Raw genomic sequence first — 21,155 nt, 5'->3', positions numbered from 1 at the left:
GGCCCCCGCCGCCCGGCCGGGTCAGGCGGAGGCCCGGTGGATCAGCTCGGTGTCCAGCAGCACGTGCGGCGAGGGAACCTCCTCGCCCCGGATGCGGGACACCAGCAGCCGGGCCATCTGCCGGCCCATCTCCTCCACCGGCTGGAACACGGTGGTCAGCGGCGGCTCGGCCTGACGCGCGATCGGGGCGTCGTCGAAGCCGATCACCGCCACGTCCTCGGGCACCCGGCGGCCGGCCTCGCGCAACGCGCGCAGCGCGCCGAACGCCATCAGGTCGGAGGCCACGAACACGGCGTCCAGCTCCGGGCAGACGTCGAGCAGCCGGCGCATGGCGGCGGTGCCGCTGCCCTCGCTGAAGTCCCCGTACGCGATCAGGCCCGGATCCACCCGGCTGCCGGACGCACGCACGGCCTCCTGGTAGCCGGAGAGCCGGGCCAGGCCGGCGCCCATGTCCTGCGGGCCGGCGATGGTCGCGACCCGCCGTCGGCCCTGGCGGAACAGGTGCTCCACCGCCTGCCGCGCGCCGCCGACGTTGTCCATGTCGACGAACCACGCCGGCTGCGCGTTCGGGTGCAGCATCCGCGCCGGACGGCCGCCGAGCACCGTCGGCAGGCCGCGCTCCTCCAGCAGCGTGGGCAGCGGGTCGGCGTCGTGCAGCGACAGCAGGAGTACGCCGTCCACGTGCTGGTTGGTCAGGTGGTGCTCGACCCGTTCCCGCTCGATCGGCGACTGCACCATGGCCAGCCAGAGCTGCATCGGCGTCTCCACCAGCCCGGAGCTGACGCCCCGGACGATGGCCGCGAAGAACGGCTCGGTGAAGACCCGCTCCCCCGACTCGGACACGACCAGTGCGACCGAGTCGGTCCGCTGGGTGACCAGCGCACGGGCGGCGCGGTTCGGCACGTACCCCAGTTCGGCGATGGCCTGCTGGACGGCGGCCCGGGCCTCCGGGCTGACCTGCGGCGAGCCGTTGACCACGCGGGAGACCGTGCCGCGCCCGACGCCGGCGCGGGCCGCGACCGCGTCGAGGGTCGGACGCCCGAGCGAGCGGGTGCGCTGCGTTGTCATCGTTGTGCTCCTCCGACGGTCGGGCGGGCCCGGCACCGATTGAGGCGTCGGCGCCGGGCCGCCCGTTACTGGCTGGCCCAGCTTATTGTGCGGGCAGTCCGTTGCGTCGGATCACGTCGGCGTACCACCTGGCGCTGGACTTCGCGATCCGGGCCTGGCTGTCGTAGTCGACATAGACCATGCCGAACCGCTTCGTGTAGCCCCAGGCCCACTCGAAGTTGTCCAGGAGCGACCAGGCGAAGTAGCCCTTGAGCGGCACACCGGCCTCGATCGCGGCGTGCGCCGCGCGCAGGTGCGCGGAGAAGTAGGCCAGCCGGTCCGGGTCGTCCACCCGGCCGTCGACCAGCTCGTCGACGAACGCCGAGCCGTTCTCGGTGACGTAGAGCGGCAGGTCGGTGTACTCCCGGTGGACCCGCTCCAGCGTCTCCACCAGGCCCGGCGCGTCGATCTCCCAGTCCATGTCCGTCACCGGGACACCCCGGGTGACGAACCGGACGTCCTCGCTGCCCGGCCAGCAGGACGGCGCCCGCCAGTAGGGCTCCGGCTCCGCGCCCTCGACCGGCGCGGCCACCACGTGCCGGCTGTAGTAGTTGACCCCGACCATGTCCAGCGGCGTGGAGATGGTCGCCAGGTCACCGTCGCGCACGTGCCCCATGTCGGTGACCTGACGCAGGTCCGCGACGAGGTCCGCCGGGTACGACCCGCGCAGCACCGGGTCCAGGAAGAACCGGTTCGCCAGCGCGTCGATCCGGCGGGCCGCGTCGGCGTCCGCCGCCGACCCGCTCGCCGGGGTCACCGGGTACAGGTTGACGGTGATGCCGAGCTGCGCCTCCGGGCGGACCGCGCGGACCGCCTGCACGGCCAGGCCGTGACCGAGCATGAGGTGGTGCCCGGCCCGGACCGCGTCCGCGCCGTCGGAGCGGCCCGGCGCGTGCACGCCGGAGCCGTAACCGAGGAACGCCGAGCACCACGGCTCGTTCAGCGTGGTGAAGTACTTCACCCGGTCACCGAGCGCCTCGGCGACCAGGTGGGCGTACTCGGCGAAGCGGGCCGCGGTGTCGCGGGCCGGCCAGCCGCCCGCGTCCTCCAGCGGCTGCGGCATGTCCCAGTGGTAGAGCGTCAGCCACGGCTCGATGCCGTGGCCGAGCAGCTCATCGACCAGCCGGCGGTAGAAGTCCATGCCCTCCTGGTTGACCCCGCCGGTGCCGCCCGGCTGCACCCGCGGCCAGCTCACCGAGAAGCGGTACGACCGCAGGCCCAGGTCGGCCATCAGCCGCACGTCGTCAGGCATCCGGTGGTAGTGGTCGCACGCCACGTCGCCGGTGTGCCCGGCCACCGTCCGGCCCTCCGTGTGGCTGAAGGTGTCCCAGATCGACGGGGTACGGCCGCCCTCCGTCGCCCCGCCCTCGATCTGGTACGCGGCGGTCGCCGCACCCCAGAGGAAGTCGGGCGGGAAGGTGAGGGCCGGACCGGCGTCGAGGACGCCGACGGCGGGCGGGCTTGCTGGGTTGCTCACGACTTGACGGCGCCTTCCATGATGCCGCCGATGATCTGGCGGCCGAACAGAACGAACACGACGAACAGGGGCAGGGTCGCGATCAACGTACCGGCGAAGATCTGCGAGTTGTCGGCGAAGTAGGCGGTGTTGAGGCTGCGCAGCGAGATCTGGACGGTCGGGTTGGACGGGTCCGCCAGCACCACGAACGGCCAGAAGAACTGGTTCCACTGCTCCATGAAGGTCAGCAGGCCCAGCACCGCGGCGGCCGGACGCAGCGCGGGCGCCACCACGTGCCAGTACACCCGCCAGGTGGAGCAGCCGTCCACCCGGGCGGCCTCGATCAACTCGTTCGGTACCGCCTGCTCGGCGTACTGGCGCATCATGAAGATGCCGAAGCCGCCGATCAGGAACGGAACGGTCACCGACGGCATGGTGTTCAGCCAGTCGAGCTTCGCCATCAGGATGTACAGCGGCAGCACGCCGAGCTGGATCGGCACCATCATCGAGGTGAGGATGATCAGCAGCAGCGCGTTCTTGCCCCGGAAGCGGAGCTTGGCGAACGCGAAGCCGGCCAGCGAGCCGAAGAACACCGTCGCGACGGTGATCGTCCCGGAGACCAGGAACGAGTTCATCAGGCCCTTGACGATGTTGGCGTCGCTGTTGGCGAGCACCCGCTCGATGTTCTCGCCGAGCTTGCCGCCGGGCAGGAACGGCGGCGGCCAGGAGTTGGCCGCGTCGTTCGTCCGGCTGGCGATCACGATCATCCAGTAGAACGGGAACAGGGACAGCAGCACGCCGAAGATCAGGCCGATCATGGTGAGCGGGCTGGCCTTCCAGAGCCGCTCGGCCCGGTGGGCGGTCTTGACCGGCGGACTCTGCCGGGTGGGCGGGCGGACGGCGGTGGTCGTCATCTCGTCACCTCACTTGTCGGAGCTGATGCGGCGGGCGAGCAGGTAGTTGATCGCCGACATCAACGCGATGAGCACGAAGAGCACGAGCGCGACCGCCCCGGCGTAGCCCCACCGGAAGCGCTGGTTCATCACGTCGAGCAGGTACATCGTGATGGTCTGGAACTGGCCCTCCGAACCACCGGAGAGACCGCCCGAGCCGCTGGTGAACAGCAGGGGCTCGGTGAACAGCTGGAGGCCGCCGATCGTGGAGATGATCAGCGTGAAGATGATCGTGGGGCGCAACTGCGGGACCGTGATGGACCAGAACTGGCGCCGCCGGGAGGCGCCGTCCAGCGCCGCGGCCTCGTACATGTCCTTGCTGATCGACTGCATGGCGGCCAGGTAGATCAGCGCGTTGTAGCCGACCCAGCGCCAGTCGACCATGGTGGAGATGGCGAACCAGGAGGCGAAGCGGTTCGCCCGCCAGTCGATCGGGTCCAGGCCGACGCTGTCGAGCAGCCAGTTGACCAGGCCGAAGTCCTTGGCGTAGATCATCGAGAAGATCAGCGCGACCACAGCGGTCGAGGTGATGATCGGCATCGCGATGGCCATCCGGAAGAACGTCTGCGCGCGCAGCTTCCGGTTCAGCGCGTTCGCGAGCATCAGTGCCAGCAGCAGCTGCGGCACCGTGGAGAGCAGGAACATGCCGAACGTGTTGACCACCGCGTTCCAGAACTGCGGGTCCTCGGTGATCAGTTCGACGAAGTTGTCCATCCCGACGAACGAGATCGTCGAGTTCAGCGGCGACCGGTCGGTCAGCGCGATCCAGACCGTGTACGCGATCGGGTACACGCCGAACACGGCGAAGATCACGAAGAACGGCAGGACGTACAGGTACGGCGAGTACTTCAGGTCCAGCCGGGTCATCGAGGCGGCGCGGCGGCGTGTGTGCCGTGCGGCGCGCGGCGCGCCGGGCTCGGGCGGCGCCGCGGCGTGCAGGTCGAGGCTCATGGGGAGTCCTTCTCCTCGGCCGGCGTCACCCGCCACACGGGCGACGCCGGACTCTGCGGGCACCGCGGGTGGCGCCGGCAGCCGGGGCTGCCGACGCCACCCGCGGGCGGCTCAACCGGTCACTTACCGGCGGCCGCACCGTTCTTCAGGGCCGCCTGCCACTGCTCGTCGGCCGACTTGCCCTGCTCCACGGCGCGCAGCGTGTTCTCCACGGCGGTGCGGACCGCGTTGTTCTTCGGGCCGAGGTAGACCGGCTTCAGGTCGGTGGCGCCGGCGGCGAAGATCTTGCCGACCGGGGCCTTGCTGAAGTACTCGTTGGTCGAGTCGGCCACGGCCGGGTCGGTGAGCGCCTGCGGGTTCGAGGGCAGGTTTCCGACCGCCTTGTACGCGCCGATCTGGCCCTTGGCACTGGTCAGGAACTTGGCCAGCTCCGCGGCCTCCTTCTGGTGCTTGCTCGACTTCGGCACGCCGAGGAAGGAGCCGCCCCAGTTGCCACCGGCGCCCGGCGCCTTGGCGATGTCCCACTTGCCGGCCGCCGCGTCACCGGCCTGGCCCTTGATGACACCGGTCATCCAGGCGGGGCAGGCGATGGTGGCGAAGGTGCCGTTCTTGAAGCCGGCGTTCCACTCGTTGGAGAACGACTGGAGGTTGTTGGACAGCCCGGCGGCGATCATCTTGGTGGTGAGCTGGTACGCGGCCTGCACGTCCGGGTTCTGGTCGATGACCAGCTTGTTGCTCTTGTCGTAGTAGGTGTAGCCGGTGCCCTGGCCCGCGATCTGCATCAGCACCACGTTGTAGAAGTTGGTCGCCGAGTCGACGAACTTGTGCTTCTTGTCGGCGGCGGCGAACTTCTGGCCGGTGGCGATGAACTCGTCCCAGGTCGGCCAGAGCGCGCCGACCTGCTCGCGGTCGGTGGGCAGCCCGGCGGCCTTGAACAGGTCGCTGCGGTAGCACAGCGCCATCGAGCCGACGTCGGTGCCGAGGCCCAGCACCTTGCCGTCGGGGGTGGTGCCCTGCTCCCACTTCCACGGCAGGAAGTTGCCCTTGAGGTCGTTCGCGCCGTGGTCGGCGAGGTTCACGAACTTGTCGGCCTGGGCGTAGAACTGGACGATCGTGCCCTCTTCCAGGGCCACCACGTCGCCGGCGCCCGAGCCCGCGGTGATCTGCTGGGTGAGGCGGGTGTTGTAGTCACCGAGGCCGAGGCCCTTGCCCCGCTCCTGGATCTTGACGTTCGGGTGCTCCGCTTCGTACTGCTTGTACAGCTCTTCGTAGCCGAAGCCCTGGTCGCCGAAGACGTCGACGACCAGCGTGACCGGGCCGCCGCCGCTGCCGCTGTCGCCGCTGTCCGAGTCGTCGCCGCAGGCGGCGGTGGTGCCGAGCACGACGACGGACGCGAGCGCGATGGCCGCGAACCGCCGACGACGGATTGGGACGCTCATCCGAGACCCCTCTTTCGGTGGTGAGGCGATATCTGCTGTGTGGTGGGGGGTGCGTTTCGCGCGGGCCGGAGCGGGCAGGAGGGAGATCCGCACCACTCTCGGGAGCGCTCCCATGAGGTTGCCGGGAGGTGACAGGGGTGTCAATAGACCGTTGGGAGCGTTCCCATTTCGTTACCGCGTAGGCGCGCGGCCCCTGCGCGGGGCCGCGCGGTCAGCGGTGCGGCGGTGGCGCGGCGGGTCGCGCGGCCGACGATGCAGTTGTCGCGCGGTCGGCGGCGCGAGGGCTCACGTCAGCAGCAGCGGCGCAGCAGGACGGTGGCGCGGTCCGGGTCGAACACGGCCGGATCGAACGCCGAGCCGGCCCACTCGCGCATGGTCCGGTGCTCCGGATGCGCCGGGTCGGCGAGCGCGGCCAGCAGGACCGCGTACCCGCCCGGGCCGCCCACGTCCTCCGGCGGGCAGGCCCGCTCCCCGTCCAGGCAGAGCGGGTAGCGCTCGTCCGGGTCGGCGGCGCAGCAGTCCTCCACCACCAGGTCGTGCTCCCACCAGTCACCGAAGTCGTACGTGTAGCGGAAGCGGTCGCCCTTGCCCACGAGTGCGTCCAGCCGGACGTCCAGCTCGTCGCGCAGCGCCAGTTCACCGTCCGGGTCGGGCTCGCCGTACTGCCGGCCGTGGACGTCGAACGAGTGCAGGTGGCAGTCGCGCCAGCCCATCGCGTGCTGGATCACCCGGTGCAGCCGGTCCAGCGTGTAGCCGCCGGGCACCAGCACCCGCCGCCACACCGGCGGCCGGACGCCGGCCAGCGACACCATGAGCTGGAAGATCTGACGCGACACGACGTCCCATCCTTCCTGGGCATAGGCTGCCTGCATGATCTGCCGAGCCTGCCGGGAACGGCGGCACGACGACTGTCCTGGCCGGAAGTGGTGCGACTGCCAGCACCGTACCCCCGAACCCACCCCTCCGGTCACCGGTCCGGCCGGCGAATGACCGTCGGAACCCCGATCGAACGGATCTGGCCCGCACCCGTCACCGGTGCGCTGACCGATCCGCAGCTCACCGCGCTCTACGGCCGCACGGCCCGCCCGCACCTGCGGGTCAACTTCGTGACCAGCGCCGACGGTGCGGTCACACTGGACGGATACTCGGCCGGGCTGTCCGGCGAGCCGGACAAGCGGGTCTTCGGCCTGCTGCGGATGCTCTGCGACGGTCTCGTGGTGGCCGCCGGCACGCTGCGGCACGAGGGCTACCGGGCGGTCCGGCTGAGCCCGGATCGCCGGGCCTGGCGGCGCGAGCACGGGCTGGCCGAGTACCCGACGCTGGTGGTCGTCTCCGGGTCGCTCGACCTCGACCCGGCGCAGGCCGCCTTCGCCGACGCCCCGGTCCGGCCGATCGTGCTCACCCACGCCGCCGCCGAACCGCCGCCCGGGCTCACCGAAGTAGCAGACGTGGTCCGCTGCGGCACCGACACGGCCGACGACCCTGGGCAGGCCGACGGCACCGCGCGGACTGGTGGCGTCGGGCGGATTCGCGGTGCCGGGCGGGTCGATCTCGCCGCCGGCCTGGCCGAGTTGCGCCGGCGCGGGCTCGGGCAACTGCTCTGCGAGGGCGGCCCGCACCTGTTCGGCGCGCTCACTGCGGCCGACCTGGTCGACGAGCTGTGCCTGACCGTGGCGCCGCTGCTCGCCGGGGCCGGTCCGGGACGGATCACCGCCGGGGACACCAGCGTCCCGCGGCACCTGCCGCTGCGGCACGTGCTGGCCGCGGGCGACGGCGTGCTGATGCTGCGCTACGCCCGCGACCCCGCCGAGACACCACCCGCCGGCGCCGCCCCCGCCGCCTGACCAGCATGCGGCACGCGGCACGCGGCACGCGGCACGCGAGATCTTGGTATCAAACGGCCCCCGGAGGGGCCCTTTCGTACCAAGATCTCCGCATCGTCCTGACACGCGGGACACGACTCCCGCGGACCGGGCCACACGGACCGGAAACGGCGAGTTCGGGGTGGGCACGGCGACGGGTGGAACTCCATGGGTGTCATAGGCCCGCGGAGACACCCGTGGTGTTCCACCGAGCGGCCGGGCCGGACAGCACCACGCCACGCCGGACAGCATCTCGAACACCCCGACGGCACCCGCTGGCGGTCATCGGGCGGGCCCCGGGAGCCTGACGGCGTCGGCGCGGCAGGCGGCCCCGCAGGCGGCGGACGCAGGCGCGGCAGGCGGCGGGCGCAGGCGCGGCAGGCGGCGGGCGCAGGCGCGGCAGGCGGCGGGCGCAGGCGCGGCAGGCGGCGGGGCGGCGGAGGGGTGAACGTGGAGGAAACGCACGCATCGTGGTCGGGCGGATTCGGGAGGCTACCGTTCGGCGCACGGGTGGCGTGGCGTCCGCCGCGTCGCGTGGCAACCTGTCGCATCCCTCGGGCAGGATGCACGACGTGCACCGCCAACGGTACGACCAGCCGACCGGAGACCGCCGATGACCGACGATCAGCTCGACGGGCCCGGCGAGGGTGTCGGCCGGGTGCTCGGCACCGCCGACGCCACCCCGCTCACCTTCTGGACCGCCGTCGCGCCGGGCAGCTACCTGCAACTCGACGACGTGGTGGTGACCCGCCGCGACCTGCCCGACCGTGAGCCGGTGACGATCGCCGGGGTGGTGACCCAGGTGCGCGCCCGGCACGAGGGGGCGCAGTTCGACTCCGACGTCTTCGCCATCGCCGACGGCACGCTGCCGGCGCAGGTGCAGGAGGCGGCCGAGGTGACCACCACGCGGGTGGACCCGGAGTTCTACGTGCCGCCGACGCCGGGCGCGGTGGTGCACCGGGCCGAGGGCGACGCGCGGGCGCGGGCGCTGCACTTCGACCGGATGGAGCGGCGGATCCCGATGGGGATGGGCCGCGACGGCGTGCCGGTCTACCTCAACGCCGACTTCCTCGACGGCACCCGGGGCGCACACGTGTCGATCTCCGGCATCTCCGGTGTCGCCACCAAGACGAGCTTCGCCACGTTCCTGCTCTACTCGGTGTTCCGCTCCGGCGTGCTGGGCGGCGACGCGGTGAACGCCAAGGCGCTGATCTTCAACGTGAAGGGCGAGGACCTGCTCTTCCTCGACCACCCGAACAGCCGGCTCGACGACCCGACCCGGGCGGCGTACGCGAAGCTGGGCCTTGACGCCGGGGCGTTCCCGGACGTGCGGGTGTACGCCCCGCCGCGGGTCGGCGACTCCTCCGGCACGCCGGATGTGAGCAGCCGGCTCACCGGGGTGGACAGCTTCTACTGGACGCTGACCGAGTTCTGCGCCGACCGGCTCCTGCCGTACGTGTTCGCCGACGCGGACGACGAGCGCCAGCAGTACACGATGGTGGTCCACTCGGTGGCCGCGCACCTGGCCCGCTACGCCCAGCCGGCCGACGGCGGGGTCAGCATCGACGGGGTGCGGCTGGGCTCGTACGCGGATCTGGTCGACCACGTGGTCGAGCAGCTCAACGACGACGAGACGCGCGGCGAGTGGGCCGGCAGCGCGGTCGGGCTGGGCACCGTCAACGCGTTCGCCCGCCGGCTCATCGGCAGCAAGAAGGATCTGGGCCGGCTGATCCGGGGCGACCTGGCGACCCGCCGCCCGCACTCGATCAACACGGCGGAGAGCGCCCAGGTCACTGTGGTCGACCTGCACAACCTGCCGGACCGCGCGCAGCGGTTCGTGGTCGGTGTGACGCTCAAGAGCGAGTTCGAGCGCAAGGAGAAGGCCGGCACCGCCAAGCCGCTGCTGTTCGTCGTGCTCGACGAGCTGAACAAGTACGCGCCACGGGAGGGCTCGTCGCCGATCAAGGAGGTGCTGCTCGACATCGCCGAGCGGGGCCGCTCGCTGGGCGTGATCCTGGTCGGCGCGCAGCAGACCGCGAGCGAGGTGGAACGGCGGATCGTCACCAACTCGGCGATCCGGGTGGTGGGCCGGCTCGATCCGGCCGAGGCGTCCCGCCCGGAGTACGGCTTCCTGCCGCCCGCCCAGCGGCAGCGGGCGCTGCTGGCCAAGCCGGGCACGATGTTCGTCAACCAGCCGGACATCCCGGTGCCGCTCTGCCTGGAGTTCCCGTTCCCGGCGTGGGCCACCCGGGTCTCGGAGGCGGGCCGCGCGCCCTCGGAGACGCTACGGTCGATCACGCAGGCCGCCGATCCGTTCGCGGTGGTCGGCTCCGGCTCCTCCGACGACGACATCCCGTTCTAGGCGGCACCCAGATGAAGATCCTGCACACCTCCGACTGGCACGTCGGCAAGGTCCTCAAGGGGCAGTCCCGGGCCGAGGAGCACAAGCAGGTCCTCGCCCAGGTCATCGAGATCGCCCAGCGCGAGCGGCCGGATCTGGTGATCGTCGCCGGTGACCTGTACGACACCGCCGCGCCGACCCCGGAGGCGACCCGGCTGGTCACCCGGGCGCTCACCGCGCTGCGGCGTACCGGGGCCGACGTGGTGGCGATCGGCGGCAACCACGACAACGGCGCGGCGCTGGACGCGCTGCGCCCGTGGGCCGAGGCGGCCGGGATCACGCTGCGCGGCAGCGTCCGGGAGAACCCGGACGAGCACGTCGTCGACGGGGTCACCGCCGGTGGGGAACGCTGGCGGCTCGCCGCACTGCCGTTCCTGTCCCAGCGGTACGCGGTGCGCGCGGTGGAGATGTACACGCTCACCCCGGCCGAGGCGAACCAGACGTACGCCGACCACCTGGGCCGGGTGCTGGACCGCCTCGCCGAGGGGTTCACCGAGCCGGACCGGGTGCACCTGGTCACGGCGCACCTGACTGTGGTCGGGGCGAGCACCGGCGGCGGTGAGCGGGACGCGCACACGGTGCTCGGTTACGCGGTCCCGGCCACCGTCTTCCCGGGCGACGCGCACTACGTGGCGCTGGGTCACCTGCACCGCTCGCAGAGGGTCATCGGCCCGTGTCCGATCCGCTACAGCGGCAGCCCGCTCGCCGTCGACTTCGGCGAGCAGGAGAACGTCTGCTCGGTGACGATCGTGGAGGTGACAGCCACCACGGCCGCCCGCATCCGCGAGGTGCCGGTGCCGGGCGCGGTGCCGCTGCGCACGGTACGCGGCACGCTCGCGCAACTCGCCGAGATCGAGGCGCCGGAGGGCTGGCTGCGCGTCTACGTCCGGGAGCAGCCCCGGGCCGGGCTGCGCGAGGAGGTGCAGGAGCTGCTGCCCCGGGCGCTGGAGATCCGGATCGACCCGGAGCTGGTGCCCGCTCCGGGCAGCGGGACACGGACTGCCCAGCGGGCCGGCCGGTCGCCGGGCGAGTTGTTCGGCGACTACCTGGACAGCCGCGGGCACGCCGACGAGGGTGTCCGGGAACTCTTCGACGAGCTGCTCGAGGAGGTGGAGCACTGATGCGGCCGATGCGACTGGACATGGCCGGGTTCACGGTGTTCCGCGACGAGACGACTGTCGACTTCACCGACGCGGACTTCTTCGCGCTGGTCGGGCCGACCGGTTCGGGCAAGTCGACGGTGCTCGACGCGATCTGTTTCGCGCTCTACGGCACGGTGCCGCGCTGGGGCGGCGCCCGGGGGCTGGCGAACGCGCTGGCGCCGTCGGCGACCGAGGCGCGGGTCCGGCTGGTCTTCGAGTCCGCCGGGGACCGCTACGTGGCGACCCGGGTGGTGCGCCGCGACGGGCGGGGCACTGTGAAGACGGCGAACGCCGGTCTGCAGCTCATGCCGCCGGGCTTCGACGTCACCAAGCTCGACACGGGGCTCAGCCCGGAGGATCTGGGCGAGGTGGTGGCGGGCACCCCGGCCGAGATGGAACAGGCGGTGCTGGACGCGGTCGGGCTGCCGTACGAGCAGTTCACCTCCTGCGTGGTGCTGCCGCAGGGCCAGTTCGCGGACTTCCTGCACGCCAAGCCGGCCACCCGCCAGCAGATCCTGGTGAACCTGCTCGGGCTGGGCGTCTACGAGTCGGTGCAGAAGAAGGCGGTCGAGCGGGCCGGGCAGGCCGAGGCGAAGCTGGAGACCGTCGACAAGATGCTCGGCGGGCTCGCCGACGTCGACGACGAGAGTCTGACCGCCGCCCGCGAGCGGGTGGACGCGATGCGGGAACTGGCCGTAGCGGTCGCTGCCGCCGTACCCGAATGGGAGCGGGCCCGTGCGACGGCGGGTGAGCGGGCCGCGGCGCTTGCCGCCCTCGACGCCGAGTTGGGTGTGCTGGCCGGGGTGCGGCCGCCGGACGGCACCGCCGAGCTGGCGCGGGCGGTGGCGGCGGCCCGGGTGGCCGCGGACGAGGCGGCGGGCGCGGTCGGGCTGGCCGAGGAGCGCGAGGAGAAGCTGCGCGGGGAGCTGGCCGCCGCCGGTGACGAGAGCGCGCTGCGGTTGCACCTGAAGGCGTACGCGGACCGGGACCGGCTGACCACGGAGGCGGCGACTGTGCGCGCGGCGGTGGACGCGGCACGGACCGAGCACGACGCGGCGGTGGCGGCGCTTGCGGCGGCGCGGGCGGACGCGCAGCGGGCCGAGACGGAGCTGGAGTCGGCGTTCCGCGCGCACGAGGACGCGAAGGCCGCCGACCAGGCGGTGGCGCTGCGGGCGCACCTGGTCGGCGGCGCGCCCTGCCCGGTGTGCGAGCAGACGGTCACCACGGTGCCGGCGGTGCCGAAGGGTTCGGCGGTGAGCCGGGCGATCGAGGCGGGCAAGGCGGCGCGGGCGGCGAGCGAGGCGGCCAAGCGGGTGGTGCAGGAACGCGACACCGCGGCCCGCGAGCTGGACCGGGTGCTGCTGCGCGCCCGGACCCAGCACGACCAGCTCGGTGCGCGCCTGGCCGAGCTGGACGAGCAGCTCGCGGGCGCGCCGGCGCCGGAGCGGCTGCGCGAGTCGCTGGCCGAGCACGCACGGCTGCGGACCGCGCTGGAGGAGGCGGCCGGCGCGGTGCGGGCCGGCCGGGAGGCGGCCCGGCGGGCGCGGGGCGCGCTCGACGCCGCGCAGGAGCGGCTGCGCCGGGCCTGGCGTGACTTCGACGCGGTACGCGACGGGCTGGCCCGGTTCGGTCCGCCGGCCGCCGACCGGGACGACGTGGCGGCGGCGTGGGCGGCGCTGGCCGGCTGGGCGGGTGAGCAGGCGCAGGCGCGGCGCGCGGACCGCGACGGGCTGGCCGACTCGGTGGAGGCGGCGCAGCGGGCCGCGGCCGAGGTCGCCGACGGGATCGCCGCGTTGTTCACCGCCGCCGGGCTGGACGCGCCGCAGGACGCGCCGCGCGACGTGGCGGTGGCGGTGGAGCGGGCCGAGGCGGAGTTGCGCCGGCTCGACGAGCGCCGCGAGCAGGCCGCCGAGCTGCGGGAACAGCGGGCCGGGCACGAGCACGAGGCGCGGGTGGCGCGGGCGCTCGCCTCGCACCTGCGGGCGAACAACTTCGAGCGCTGGCTGCTCACCGAGGCGCTGGACCTGCTGGTCGACGGCGCGTCGGGGATCCTGCGGGAGCTGTCCGGCGGACAGTACGACCTGGTGCACGACAAGGGTGAGTTCTTCGTGGTCGACCACCACGACGCGGGGCTGCGGCGCGGGGTGCGGACGCTGTCCGGCGGGGAGACGTTCCAGGCGTCGCTGGCGCTGGCGCTGGCGCTGTCCGAGCAGCTCGCCGGCATGTCCACCACCGCCGCCAGCCTGGAGTCGATCGTCCTGGACGAGGGTTTCGGCACGCTCGACGCGGCGACGCTGGACACGGTCGCGGCGACGCTGGAGAACCTGGCCGCCCGGGGCGACCGGATGGTCGGCGTGGTCACCCACGTGCCGGCGCTGGCCGAGCGCATCCCGGTCCGGTTCGAGGTCCGCAAGGACGCGCGGACGGCCCGCGTGGAACGGACCGGCCTGTGACGTCACAGTCGCCGGCGTTCTTCGTCGACGCGTGGGATCCGTCGTACGGGGCGTCGTTCGAGGCGGCCGGCGGGTCCGGGCCGGCCGCGCCGAGCAGCGCCCAGGTCGACGCCGACGTCGAGCTGCCGGCCACCGACTGGCGGGCGATCGGCCCCCGCGCGGACGTACGGTCACCGGACGTGGTGCTGCTCGTCGACGGGGTACGCCGGATCGACGCCAGCGTCTGGACGGCCGAGGAGGACGGCGGCTCGTTCCCCGGCATCGCCGCCTCGTACGCGGCCGGTGTGGTGCGCTGCGACCTGGACCGGGGCGCCGCCGAGATGGCCGGCGCCCGGGTGGGCCGGGGGCTGTTCACGGCGAGCCCGTCGGCGCAGGACGTGATCGCCGGGACTGTGCGTTACCCGGTGCACCGGGTCAGCGGCACCGGTGAGCTGAGCAAGCTGCCCGCGGCGGTGCAGGCACCGCTGACCGCGCTGGAGGTGGCCGTCTCCGACGCGGTACGCACCGACGGCGACCTGCTGGTGGTGGACGGTCCGCTGCGCAGCCGGCGCAACCTGCCGCGCACGCTCGGGTACATCAAGACGCAGCACAGCCAGTACCTGGACGCCCGGCTGACGGCTGTGGTGACCGGGCTGGCGCCGGGCGAGCGCTGCCCGGTGTTCCGGCTGGGCACGGCGTGGGGCGGCTGGTCGTGGTATCTGCGGCTGCCGGTGCGCGCGGGCGCGCCGTGGGCGGGGATCGTGCGGGTGGAGTGCTCAGCGGACCTGACCGTGCCGGAGGCGATCGCGCTTGCCGACCTGTCGCTGGTGACGCTGCCCCGGTTCGCCTCCACACCGTACAAGGATCCGCGCGCCCCGCAGAACCTGGTGCCGATCGCCGGGCTGGAACGCCGGCTGCGCGGCATGCTCGGCGACGCGCGGCTGCTGCACCGGGTGCTCAACGCCGCGGCGCGCGGGATGCGGCGCTGATGGGCCGGCGACGCGACTCCGACCGGGTGGTGGCCGACGTCGACACCGGCCGGGCCGAGCTGGTGCCGGACGCCGACCGTGCGGGCTCCTGGACGCTGCTGCTCGACGGTGCGCCGCAGTCGCATGTGGACCTCGACGACCCGTCGCACCTGGAGTTCGAGTACGTCCGGCGGCTGGCAGCCGCGCTGGACCTGGTGGCGCCGGCCGGAACGCCGCTGCGGGTGCTGCACCTGGGCGGCGGCGCGCTGACCCTGCCCCGCTACGTGCAGGTCACCCGGCCCGGTTCGACGCAGCGGGTGTCCGAGGTGGACGGCGCGCTGGTGGATCTGGTCCGCCGCGAGCTGCCCTGGCCGTCGGATCCGCGCCTGAAGGTACGGGTGGCCGACGCGCGGGCGACGCTGACGTCGAGCCGGGACGGCGCGTACGACGTGATCGTGGCCGACGTGTTCGCCGGCGCCCGTACCCCCGCGCACCTGACCTCGGTGGAGTACGCGGCCGAGGTGGCCCGGGTGCTCGCGCCCGGCGGCAGCTACCTGGCGAACGTGGCCGACGGCCCGCCGCTGCGCCACGCCCGCGCCCAGGTCGCGACGGTGCGGACCGTGCTGCCCCGGGCCTGCCTTGTCGGCGACGCGGCGGTGCTGCGCGGCCGGCGCTACGGCAACCTGGTGCTGGTGGCGTCCCGGGTGGAGCCGCCGGTGCCGGAGCTGACCCGGCGGGCGGCGGGCGACTGGTTCCCCGGCCGGGTGCTGGCCGGTGCCGAGCTGGACCGGTTCACCGGCGGCGCGGCGGTGGTCCACGACGCGGACGCCGTCGACTCCACTCCCCCGCCGCCGGGAATATTTTCCGTCAAACGTTGATCCGATCGGCTGATCGCTGCGTATCACCGGGCGGCCATGCCCGTGGGGGGCCGGCTGATGTCATTGGACAGCGGAGGTCTGCATGCATGCGGTGGCGGCCGGCTGGCACGGCGAAGTGGCGCGGCCCGAGTGGATGTTCGCCCGGGCACAACCACACTCGCGCGCCTCGCGTTCGGGCCGGGGGGTCGACGCCAGGTCCGCCGATCGCCAGAATGACCCGGTGCCGCCGCGACCCGCTCCCGGACGCCACCAGGCGACCTCCGCCGAGGCCAGCCACTCCGACCAGCTGATCCGCCTGCTGTACGCCGAGCACGCCGGCCCGTTGCTGATGTTCGTCATGCGGCTGACCGGCGGGGACCGGCAGCGCGCCGAGGACATCGTGCAGGAGACGCTGCTGCGGGCCTGGCGCAACGCGCACCGGCTCGGCGTGCAGGGCCAGGGCTCGCTGCGTCCGTGGCTGGTCACCGTGGCCCGGCGGATCGCCATCGACGAGCACCGCAGCGAGCAGGCCCGCCCGCCCGAGACGTACGACCGGGATCTGACCATGTTCGCCGAGTCGGACAGCACCGACCGGGTGCTGCGCACGATGACCGTCGCGGACGCGCTGCGTACGCTGAGTCAGTCGCACCGGGAGATCCTGGTGGCGACGTACTTCCGGGGACGCACCGTGCCGGAGGCGGCCGAGGAGCTGGGGCTTCCGCTGGGCACCGCCAAGTCGCGGGTCTACTACGCGCTGCGCGCGCTGCGCACGGCTCTGCAGGAGAGGGGGGTGACCGAATGAGCCGGGCCGATCACATGGACGTCGCCGCGTACGCGCTCGGCGTGCTCGACGCGCAGGACGCGGAGCGGTTCGAGGAGCATCTGGCCACCTGCTGGGCCTGCGCTGCGGAACTGGAGACGATGGTCCCGGTGGTGGGGCTGCTCTCCGGCATCGACGGCGAGGCGATGGCCGCGCTGGAGCAGACGCACACGGATCCGGCGCTGCTGGACCGGACGCTGATGGCGGTACGGCGGGACCGCCGTCGTACCCGGGTGCGGCAGTTGCTGGCGACCGCGGCGGCCGTGGTGGTGTTCGGCGGCGCGAGCGCGGCGGCGGCCGGGATGCTCGGTGACGATCCGGCGACGCCGCAGGCGGTGCCGACGCCGGCCGCGCCGAGCGTCGCGCCGAGCGGCGAACCGGGCAACCCGAACGACCCGGGCGTCGGCGGGCCGGAGGAGATCGAGGGCGACCAGCACAACGCGACCGACCCGGGGACGGGCGTGCAGACCACGATGTGGCTGGCCCGCAAGGAGTACGGCACGCAGATCGGGGTGCTGCTCAGCCGCCTGCCGGGGCCGCGCACGTGCCGGCTGGTGGTGGTCCGCAAGAACGCCACGACCGAGGTGATCTCCACCTGGTCGGTGCCGGTCGGCGGCTACGGGACGAACCAGAACCAGCTTCCGCTGCAGCTGAGCGCGTCCACGTCGGCCCCGGTGCGCGACATCGACAAGCTCCAGGTGCAGTCGGTCGACGCGAACGGGGTGGCCAGCACGCTGGTGACGGTGGACGACATCTGATCGGTGGTGCCGACGGCGCCGGGTGGCTCGGCCACCCGGCGCCGTCGTGTCGTGCCCGGCCGACGGGCCCCCTCGTGCTGACGCACGCAGCGGGACGCCCATCGGTTCAAACGGTCCACTGTGAAATGTGCCACCGTTGCCGGTTCAACCTTGACAGTGCCACGCCCGTACTACTCGGCGAACTGCCAAGAACGAGGAGGGCACGTGGCACACCACAAGCGGACGACCGTCATCGTCGCGAGCGCGATGGTCGCACTTACGGCCTGCGCCCCAGCAGGCTACAACGGGGCGAACTCGGGCGCGGCCGAGCCGGTCGCCGTCGCCGCGGCCGAACCCACCGCGGCGGCCGAACCGGAGGCGTCGGCGGCTCCCGAGGAGGAGCCGGTCGCGGACAAGGCACCCCCGGCCAACGTGAAGATCACCGACGAGCTGGTCGGCAAGAAGCTGCCCCGGATGGGTCGCGTCGTCACCGACCAGGACGGCTGGGTGCTGTACCGGTTCGACAAGGACTCCGACGACCCGCCGCAGTCCAACTGCGTGGACAAGTGCGCCGAGGTCTGGCCGCCGTCGCTCACCGACGGCAACCCGAAGCTGCAGGGCGTCTCCGACGACAAGGTCGGCACCATCACCCGCCAGGACGGCACCCGGCAGCTCACCATCGGCGGCTGGCCGGTCTACCGCTACATCGGCGACAAGAAGCCCGGCCAGTGGAAGGGCCAGGGCGTCGGCGGCACCTGGTTCGTGGTCGACCCGAACGGCAAGAAGAACCTGACCTGCCTGCCGACCGGCACGCCCAAGCCGGTCGCGCCGCCCGCGGCGGGCAGCTCGGACAGCTCCGGCGGCGGCTCGGACTACTCGTACTGACGCACCAGGACACGGTGACCGGTCGCCGCCGGGGAGGGCGCGGCCGGTCACCGTCGCGAACCCCGGGAGGCGGGCCGCACCGGCATCGGCCCGCCTCCCGGCCAGGCGTGCCCGGCGTCACGGCCGGGCCGCGTGGCAGAGTGGCCTGGTGACCTCGCCCGACGCCCGCCGTACGCTGCGCCCGCCGGCCGGCTACCGCCTGGCCCCGTCGGTGCGGGCGCTCACGTTCAGCCCGTACGACCCGTGCGCGCGGATCGCCGCCGGCACGTTCTGGTGGGCCACCCGCACCCCGGACGGCCCGGCCACGCTGGCGCTGCGCCCGGAGGCGGGAGAGCTGACCGCCGAGGGGTACGGCCCGGGCGCCGGCTGGGTGGTCGAGCGGGCCGACCGGATCGCCGGGCTGTGCGACGACCTGACCGGGTTCGCCGCGCTGGCCGCCGCGCATCCGCTGGTGGCCCGCCTCGCGCACACGCACCACGGGCTGCGGATGCCGGCCACCGGTCAGGTCTTCCCCCGGCTGCTGCGGGCCGTCTTCGAGCAGAAGGTCACCGGCAAGGAGGCGTACCGGGCGTACGCCGCGACAGTGCGGCACTTCCGCGAGCCCGCGCCCGGCCCGCTGCAACCCCTGCTGCTGCCGCCGGAGCCGGCCGCGGTGGCGGCAGCGCCGTACTGGGTGTTCCACCCGTTCGGGGTCGAGCAGCGGCGCGCCGACACGCTGCGCCGCGCGGCGGCCGTCGCGGACCGGCTGGAACGCTGCGCCGACTCGGCCGAGGCCACCCGGCGGCTCACCGCGATCCCCGGCATCGGGCCGTGGACCGCCGCCGAGGTGGTGCGCATCGCGTACGGGGATCCGGACGCGGTGAGCGTCGGCGACTACCACGTGCCGAACACCGTGGCGTGGGCGCTGGCCGGGGAGCCGCGCGGCGACGACGCCCGGATGCTGGCGCTGCTGGAGCCGTTCCGGGGGCACCGCGGCCGGGTGTGCGTGCTGCTGGAGGCGGCGGGCGTGCAGGCGCCGAAGTACGGCCCGCGCGCCCCGATCCGCTCCTTCGCCCGCTACTGACCGCTCAGCGCCGCCGGCACAGCCGCCGCAGCGTCCGCCCCAGCCACCAGGCGTACGCCCGCTGGAAACCCGTCACGACCGGCCCGCCGGCCCGCACGTACCAGTGCGCCGGGCGGCTGAACGCGGTCACCTCGAACCAGACACCGTCGGCGCCCCGGGTCACCAGGAACGCCTCCTCACCGACCTCCGGATGCCCGGGCAGCGTGCCGTAGCCGAACCCGGCCCGGTCCGGCTCGTCCACCGTCCAGACCACCTCGGTCGGGCCCCACAGCCGTACCGGGCCGACACCGAGCCCCGGCGTGACCCGTACCCCGGGTGCGGCGCGCGGCGCGTCCGCGCGCATCACCACGCCTGCGGCGCGGTGCAGCCGCCAGCCCAGCACCGCGTCCGCCGCCAGCGGGAAACCGCCGTCCGGCAGCCGGACCCGGTGGCGCAGGTGGTGGTAACCGGCCGGCAGGGCGCCGTCGCGGGTCGCGCCCACCTCCGGGTACGTCAGCTCCGGCACGCCTGTCACCTCCACGCTCATGGGAACACCCCCGCCAGCGTACGGCCGCCCGGGAGCGCTGTGGTGAGCTGAGCCGGTGACCGACGTGACCATCGCCCCCGCCGGCCTCGACGACGCCGGGGAGATCCTCACCGTGCAGCGTGCCGCGTACCTGGTGGAGGCGCAGCGCTACCGGGACGTGTTCCTGCCGCCGCTGACCGAGACGCTGGACGAGGTACGGGCCGCCCTGACCGGTCCGGACGTGGTGCTCGCCGCCCGGCGCGGCACCCGCCTGGTCGGCTCGGTACGCGCCCGCGTCGACGGCGGCACCGCACACGTGGGCCGTCTCTCGGTCGCCCCCGACCAGCAGGGCCGGGGTGTCGGCGGGCGGCTGCTGGACGCCGTCGAACGGGCGTGTGCCGGCCGGGTGACCCGGTTCGCGCTGTTCACCGGCGCGGACAGCGCGGCGAACCTGTCCCTGTACGCGGGCCGCGGCTACCGGGTGGTGGCGCACCGGCCGGACGAGAACGGCAACCGCCTCGCCGTGCTGGAGAAGACGATCAGTCCCGCTCACAGCGGCGTCTGAGGCCGTCCGCCTCCTGCCGCAGATAGCGGCGCATCATCGACCCGCCGAGCAACCCGACGAGCCCGGCCAGCGGACCGCTCTGCACCAGCACCAGCTCGGCCCGGGTGCGCCCGTCCTCCAGCGGGATCAGCCGGTGCTCACCACGGGTGCGCACGCCGGGGCTCGCCGACTCCCAGGCGAACGAGTACGGCGGATAGATCTCCACGACCCGCCACACGGCCGGACGCAGGCGCGGCTGCTCCAGCCGGGCGGTCGAACCGAGCGCCAGCGGACCGGGCTCCAGCCGGCGGGCGACGGTGACCGACGGCGTCCACTCCGGCCAGCGTTCGACGTCGCTCTGCACCGCCCAGACCCGCTCGACGCCGGCGGCGATCTCGACGGACTCGGCGAACCGCATGGGCTTCTTCCCTCCCCCGTGGACGGTCCACTCAGCCTATGCCCCGCCCCGCCCCGCCGCCGCCCCGCGCGGCTCGCCCAAGTCGGCCCGCCCTCGCCCCCGCCCTCGCTCGCTCGCCCGCTCCTCCGCTCGGCCGCTCGCCTGCTCTCGTCGATCTTGGAGTTGTGGCGCCCAGGATGTCCGTTAGGCGAGATTTGTGAGGTGCCACAACTCCAAGATCGACGGTTCACCGGGCCGGCCGGAAGGTCAGGCGGCGCGGCGGTCCGGCGGCAGCCCGCGCGGCCGGTCGGGCAGCGAGGCGGTCAGGCGGCCTCGTGTAGGTCGGCCAGGGTTACCGGGGCGTAGCGCTTCAGCAGGCGTTCCAGCTCGGTGACCGAGCCGACCTCGCCGAGGACGTTCACGCCGCCGCCGTACTCCGGCGGATAGCGGTGCGCCAGCCGGTAGCGGTAGCGGCCACGGATCAACTCGACGCTGACCCGCCAGCGCCCGCAGCATCCGCAACTCCACTCCGGCACGCCGCGACGGTAGCTCTGACCTGCGGTTTCACCATTCGGGCGGCGGTGACGAACGCGACCGGTACGGGACACGCCGCCCGGCCACCGGCGGTGATCTGCG

The 21,155-nt window shown here is 73.5% G+C and carries 20 protein-coding genes; 11 read left to right on the top strand and 9 right to left on the bottom strand.

Going from position 1 to position 21,155, the window contains the following annotated elements; all coding sequences use genetic code 11:
* Window positions 1-21: 21 nt before the first annotated feature.
* The 6 genes from NMK34_RS09750 to NMK34_RS09725 form a co-directional block, all read right to left on the bottom strand.
* Window positions 22-1,068 (bottom strand): LacI family DNA-binding transcriptional regulator, encoded by a 1,047-nt coding sequence (locus NMK34_RS09750; protein WP_135238999.1) that lies wholly within the window; start codon window positions 1,066-1,068, stop codon window positions 22-24.
* Window positions 1,069-1,150: 82 nt separating this feature from the next.
* Window positions 1,151-2,584 carry a GH1 family beta-glucosidase gene (locus tag NMK34_RS09745; protein ID WP_318333101.1) on the bottom strand — a complete coding sequence of 478 codons (1,434 nt, stop codon included), beginning with the start codon at window positions 2,582-2,584 and terminating at the stop codon, window positions 1,151-1,153.
* Window positions 2,581-3,381: a carbohydrate ABC transporter permease gene (locus tag NMK34_RS09740; RefSeq protein ID WP_030274682.1), complete on the bottom strand. Its 801-nt coding sequence runs from the start codon at window positions 3,379-3,381 to the stop codon at window positions 2,581-2,583. The genes NMK34_RS09745 and NMK34_RS09740 overlap by 4 nt, the downstream gene beginning before the upstream one ends.
* A gap of 105 nt (window positions 3,382-3,486) precedes the next feature.
* Complete coding sequence (locus NMK34_RS09735) at window positions 3,487-4,467, bottom strand: carbohydrate ABC transporter permease (RefSeq protein WP_013284856.1); 981 nt, start codon at window positions 4,465-4,467, stop codon at window positions 3,487-3,489.
* A 119-nt stretch (window positions 4,468-4,586) separates the two neighbouring features.
* The gene (locus NMK34_RS09730; RefSeq protein ID WP_318333100.1) at window positions 4,587-5,906 is read right to left on the bottom strand and encodes an ABC transporter substrate-binding protein; all 1,320 of its coding nucleotides are present in this window, start codon (window positions 5,904-5,906) and stop codon (window positions 4,587-4,589) included.
* Window positions 5,907-6,196: 290 nt separating this feature from the next.
* Window positions 6,197-6,742: a plasmid pRiA4b ORF-3 family protein gene (locus NMK34_RS09725; RefSeq protein ID WP_318333099.1), complete on the bottom strand. Its 546-nt coding sequence runs from the start codon at window positions 6,740-6,742 to the stop codon at window positions 6,197-6,199.
* A gap of 150 nt (window positions 6,743-6,892) precedes the next feature.
* Between NMK34_RS09725 and NMK34_RS09720 the strand changes: the two genes are divergently transcribed.
* The 10 genes from NMK34_RS09720 to NMK34_RS09675 all read left to right on the top strand — a co-directional run bounded on the left by NMK34_RS09720 (window position 6,893) and on the right by NMK34_RS09675 (window position 19,073).
* Window positions 6,893-7,750, top strand: a complete 858-nt coding sequence (locus tag NMK34_RS09720) for a pyrimidine reductase family protein (RefSeq protein ID WP_318333098.1) — start codon at window positions 6,893-6,895, stop codon at window positions 7,748-7,750.
* Between the two features lie 631 nt (window positions 7,751-8,381).
* Window positions 8,382-10,130: an ATP-binding protein gene (locus NMK34_RS09715; protein WP_013284852.1), complete on the top strand. Its 1,749-nt coding sequence runs from the start codon at window positions 8,382-8,384 to the stop codon at window positions 10,128-10,130.
* Window positions 10,131-10,141: 11 nt separating this feature from the next.
* Window positions 10,142-11,290 (top strand): exonuclease SbcCD subunit D, encoded by a 1,149-nt coding sequence (locus NMK34_RS09710; RefSeq protein ID WP_318333097.1) that lies wholly within the window; start codon window positions 10,142-10,144, stop codon window positions 11,288-11,290.
* Complete coding sequence (locus NMK34_RS09705; protein WP_318333096.1) at window positions 11,290-13,764, top strand: SMC family ATPase; 2,475 nt, start codon at window positions 11,290-11,292, stop codon at window positions 13,762-13,764. Before NMK34_RS09710 ends, NMK34_RS09705 begins: the two co-directional genes overlap by 1 nt.
* Window positions 13,761-14,732 carry a hypothetical protein gene (locus NMK34_RS09700; RefSeq protein WP_318333095.1) on the top strand — a complete coding sequence of 324 codons (972 nt, stop codon included), beginning with the start codon at window positions 13,761-13,763 and terminating at the stop codon, window positions 14,730-14,732. The genes NMK34_RS09705 and NMK34_RS09700 overlap by 4 nt, the downstream gene beginning before the upstream one ends.
* Window positions 14,732-15,589: a fused MFS/spermidine synthase gene (locus NMK34_RS09695; protein WP_318333094.1), complete on the top strand. Its 858-nt coding sequence runs from the start codon at window positions 14,732-14,734 to the stop codon at window positions 15,587-15,589. The genes NMK34_RS09700 and NMK34_RS09695 overlap by 1 nt, the downstream gene beginning before the upstream one ends.
* 82 nt (window positions 15,590-15,671) lie before the next feature.
* Window positions 15,672-16,370, top strand: coding sequence for a sigma-70 family RNA polymerase sigma factor (locus tag NMK34_RS09690; RefSeq protein ID WP_047893132.1), 699 nt, complete (start codon window positions 15,672-15,674; stop codon window positions 16,368-16,370).
* Window positions 16,367-17,146 carry a zf-HC2 domain-containing protein gene (locus NMK34_RS09685; RefSeq protein WP_318333093.1) on the top strand — a complete coding sequence of 260 codons (780 nt, stop codon included), beginning with the start codon at window positions 16,367-16,369 and terminating at the stop codon, window positions 17,144-17,146. The genes NMK34_RS09690 and NMK34_RS09685 overlap by 4 nt, the downstream gene beginning before the upstream one ends.
* A 204-nt stretch (window positions 17,147-17,350) precedes the next feature.
* The gene (locus tag NMK34_RS09680; protein ID WP_318333092.1) at window positions 17,351-18,010 is read left to right on the top strand and encodes a hypothetical protein; all 660 of its coding nucleotides are present in this window, start codon (window positions 17,351-17,353) and stop codon (window positions 18,008-18,010) included.
* Between the two features lie 148 nt (window positions 18,011-18,158).
* On the top strand, window positions 18,159-19,073 hold the full coding sequence (locus NMK34_RS09675; protein ID WP_318333091.1) for a DNA-3-methyladenine glycosylase 2 family protein: 915 nt from the start codon (window positions 18,159-18,161) through the stop codon (window positions 19,071-19,073).
* Between the two features lie 4 nt (window positions 19,074-19,077).
* Here the strand turns inward: NMK34_RS09675 and NMK34_RS09670 are convergent, their stop codons facing one another.
* On the bottom strand, window positions 19,078-19,599 hold the full coding sequence (locus NMK34_RS09670) for a DUF1990 domain-containing protein (RefSeq protein ID WP_318333090.1): 522 nt from the start codon (window positions 19,597-19,599) through the stop codon (window positions 19,078-19,080).
* A 55-nt stretch (window positions 19,600-19,654) separates the two neighbouring features.
* Here NMK34_RS09670 and NMK34_RS09665 point away from each other — a divergent pair, with 55 nt between their 5' ends.
* On the top strand, window positions 19,655-20,143 hold the full coding sequence (locus tag NMK34_RS09665) for a GNAT family N-acetyltransferase (protein WP_318333089.1): 489 nt from the start codon (window positions 19,655-19,657) through the stop codon (window positions 20,141-20,143).
* Here NMK34_RS09665 and NMK34_RS09660 read toward each other — a convergent pair.
* Together NMK34_RS09660 and NMK34_RS09655 are read right to left on the bottom strand one after the other, a co-directional pair.
* The gene (locus tag NMK34_RS09660; RefSeq protein WP_318333088.1) at window positions 20,118-20,540 is read right to left on the bottom strand and encodes an SRPBCC family protein; all 423 of its coding nucleotides are present in this window, start codon (window positions 20,538-20,540) and stop codon (window positions 20,118-20,120) included. The genes NMK34_RS09665 and NMK34_RS09660 overlap by 26 nt on opposite strands.
* Before the next feature lie 302 nt (window positions 20,541-20,842).
* Complete coding sequence (locus tag NMK34_RS09655) at window positions 20,843-21,055, bottom strand: hypothetical protein (RefSeq protein ID WP_318333087.1); 213 nt, start codon at window positions 21,053-21,055, stop codon at window positions 20,843-20,845.
* Window positions 21,056-21,155 lie beyond the last annotated feature (100 nt).

This window comes from Micromonospora sp. BRA006-A, assembly GCF_033433935.1.
Classification (GTDB): domain Bacteria; phylum Actinomycetota; class Actinomycetes; order Mycobacteriales; family Micromonosporaceae; genus Micromonospora; species Micromonospora aurantiaca.
This window is presented reverse-complemented; position numbering and strand designations above follow the sequence as displayed.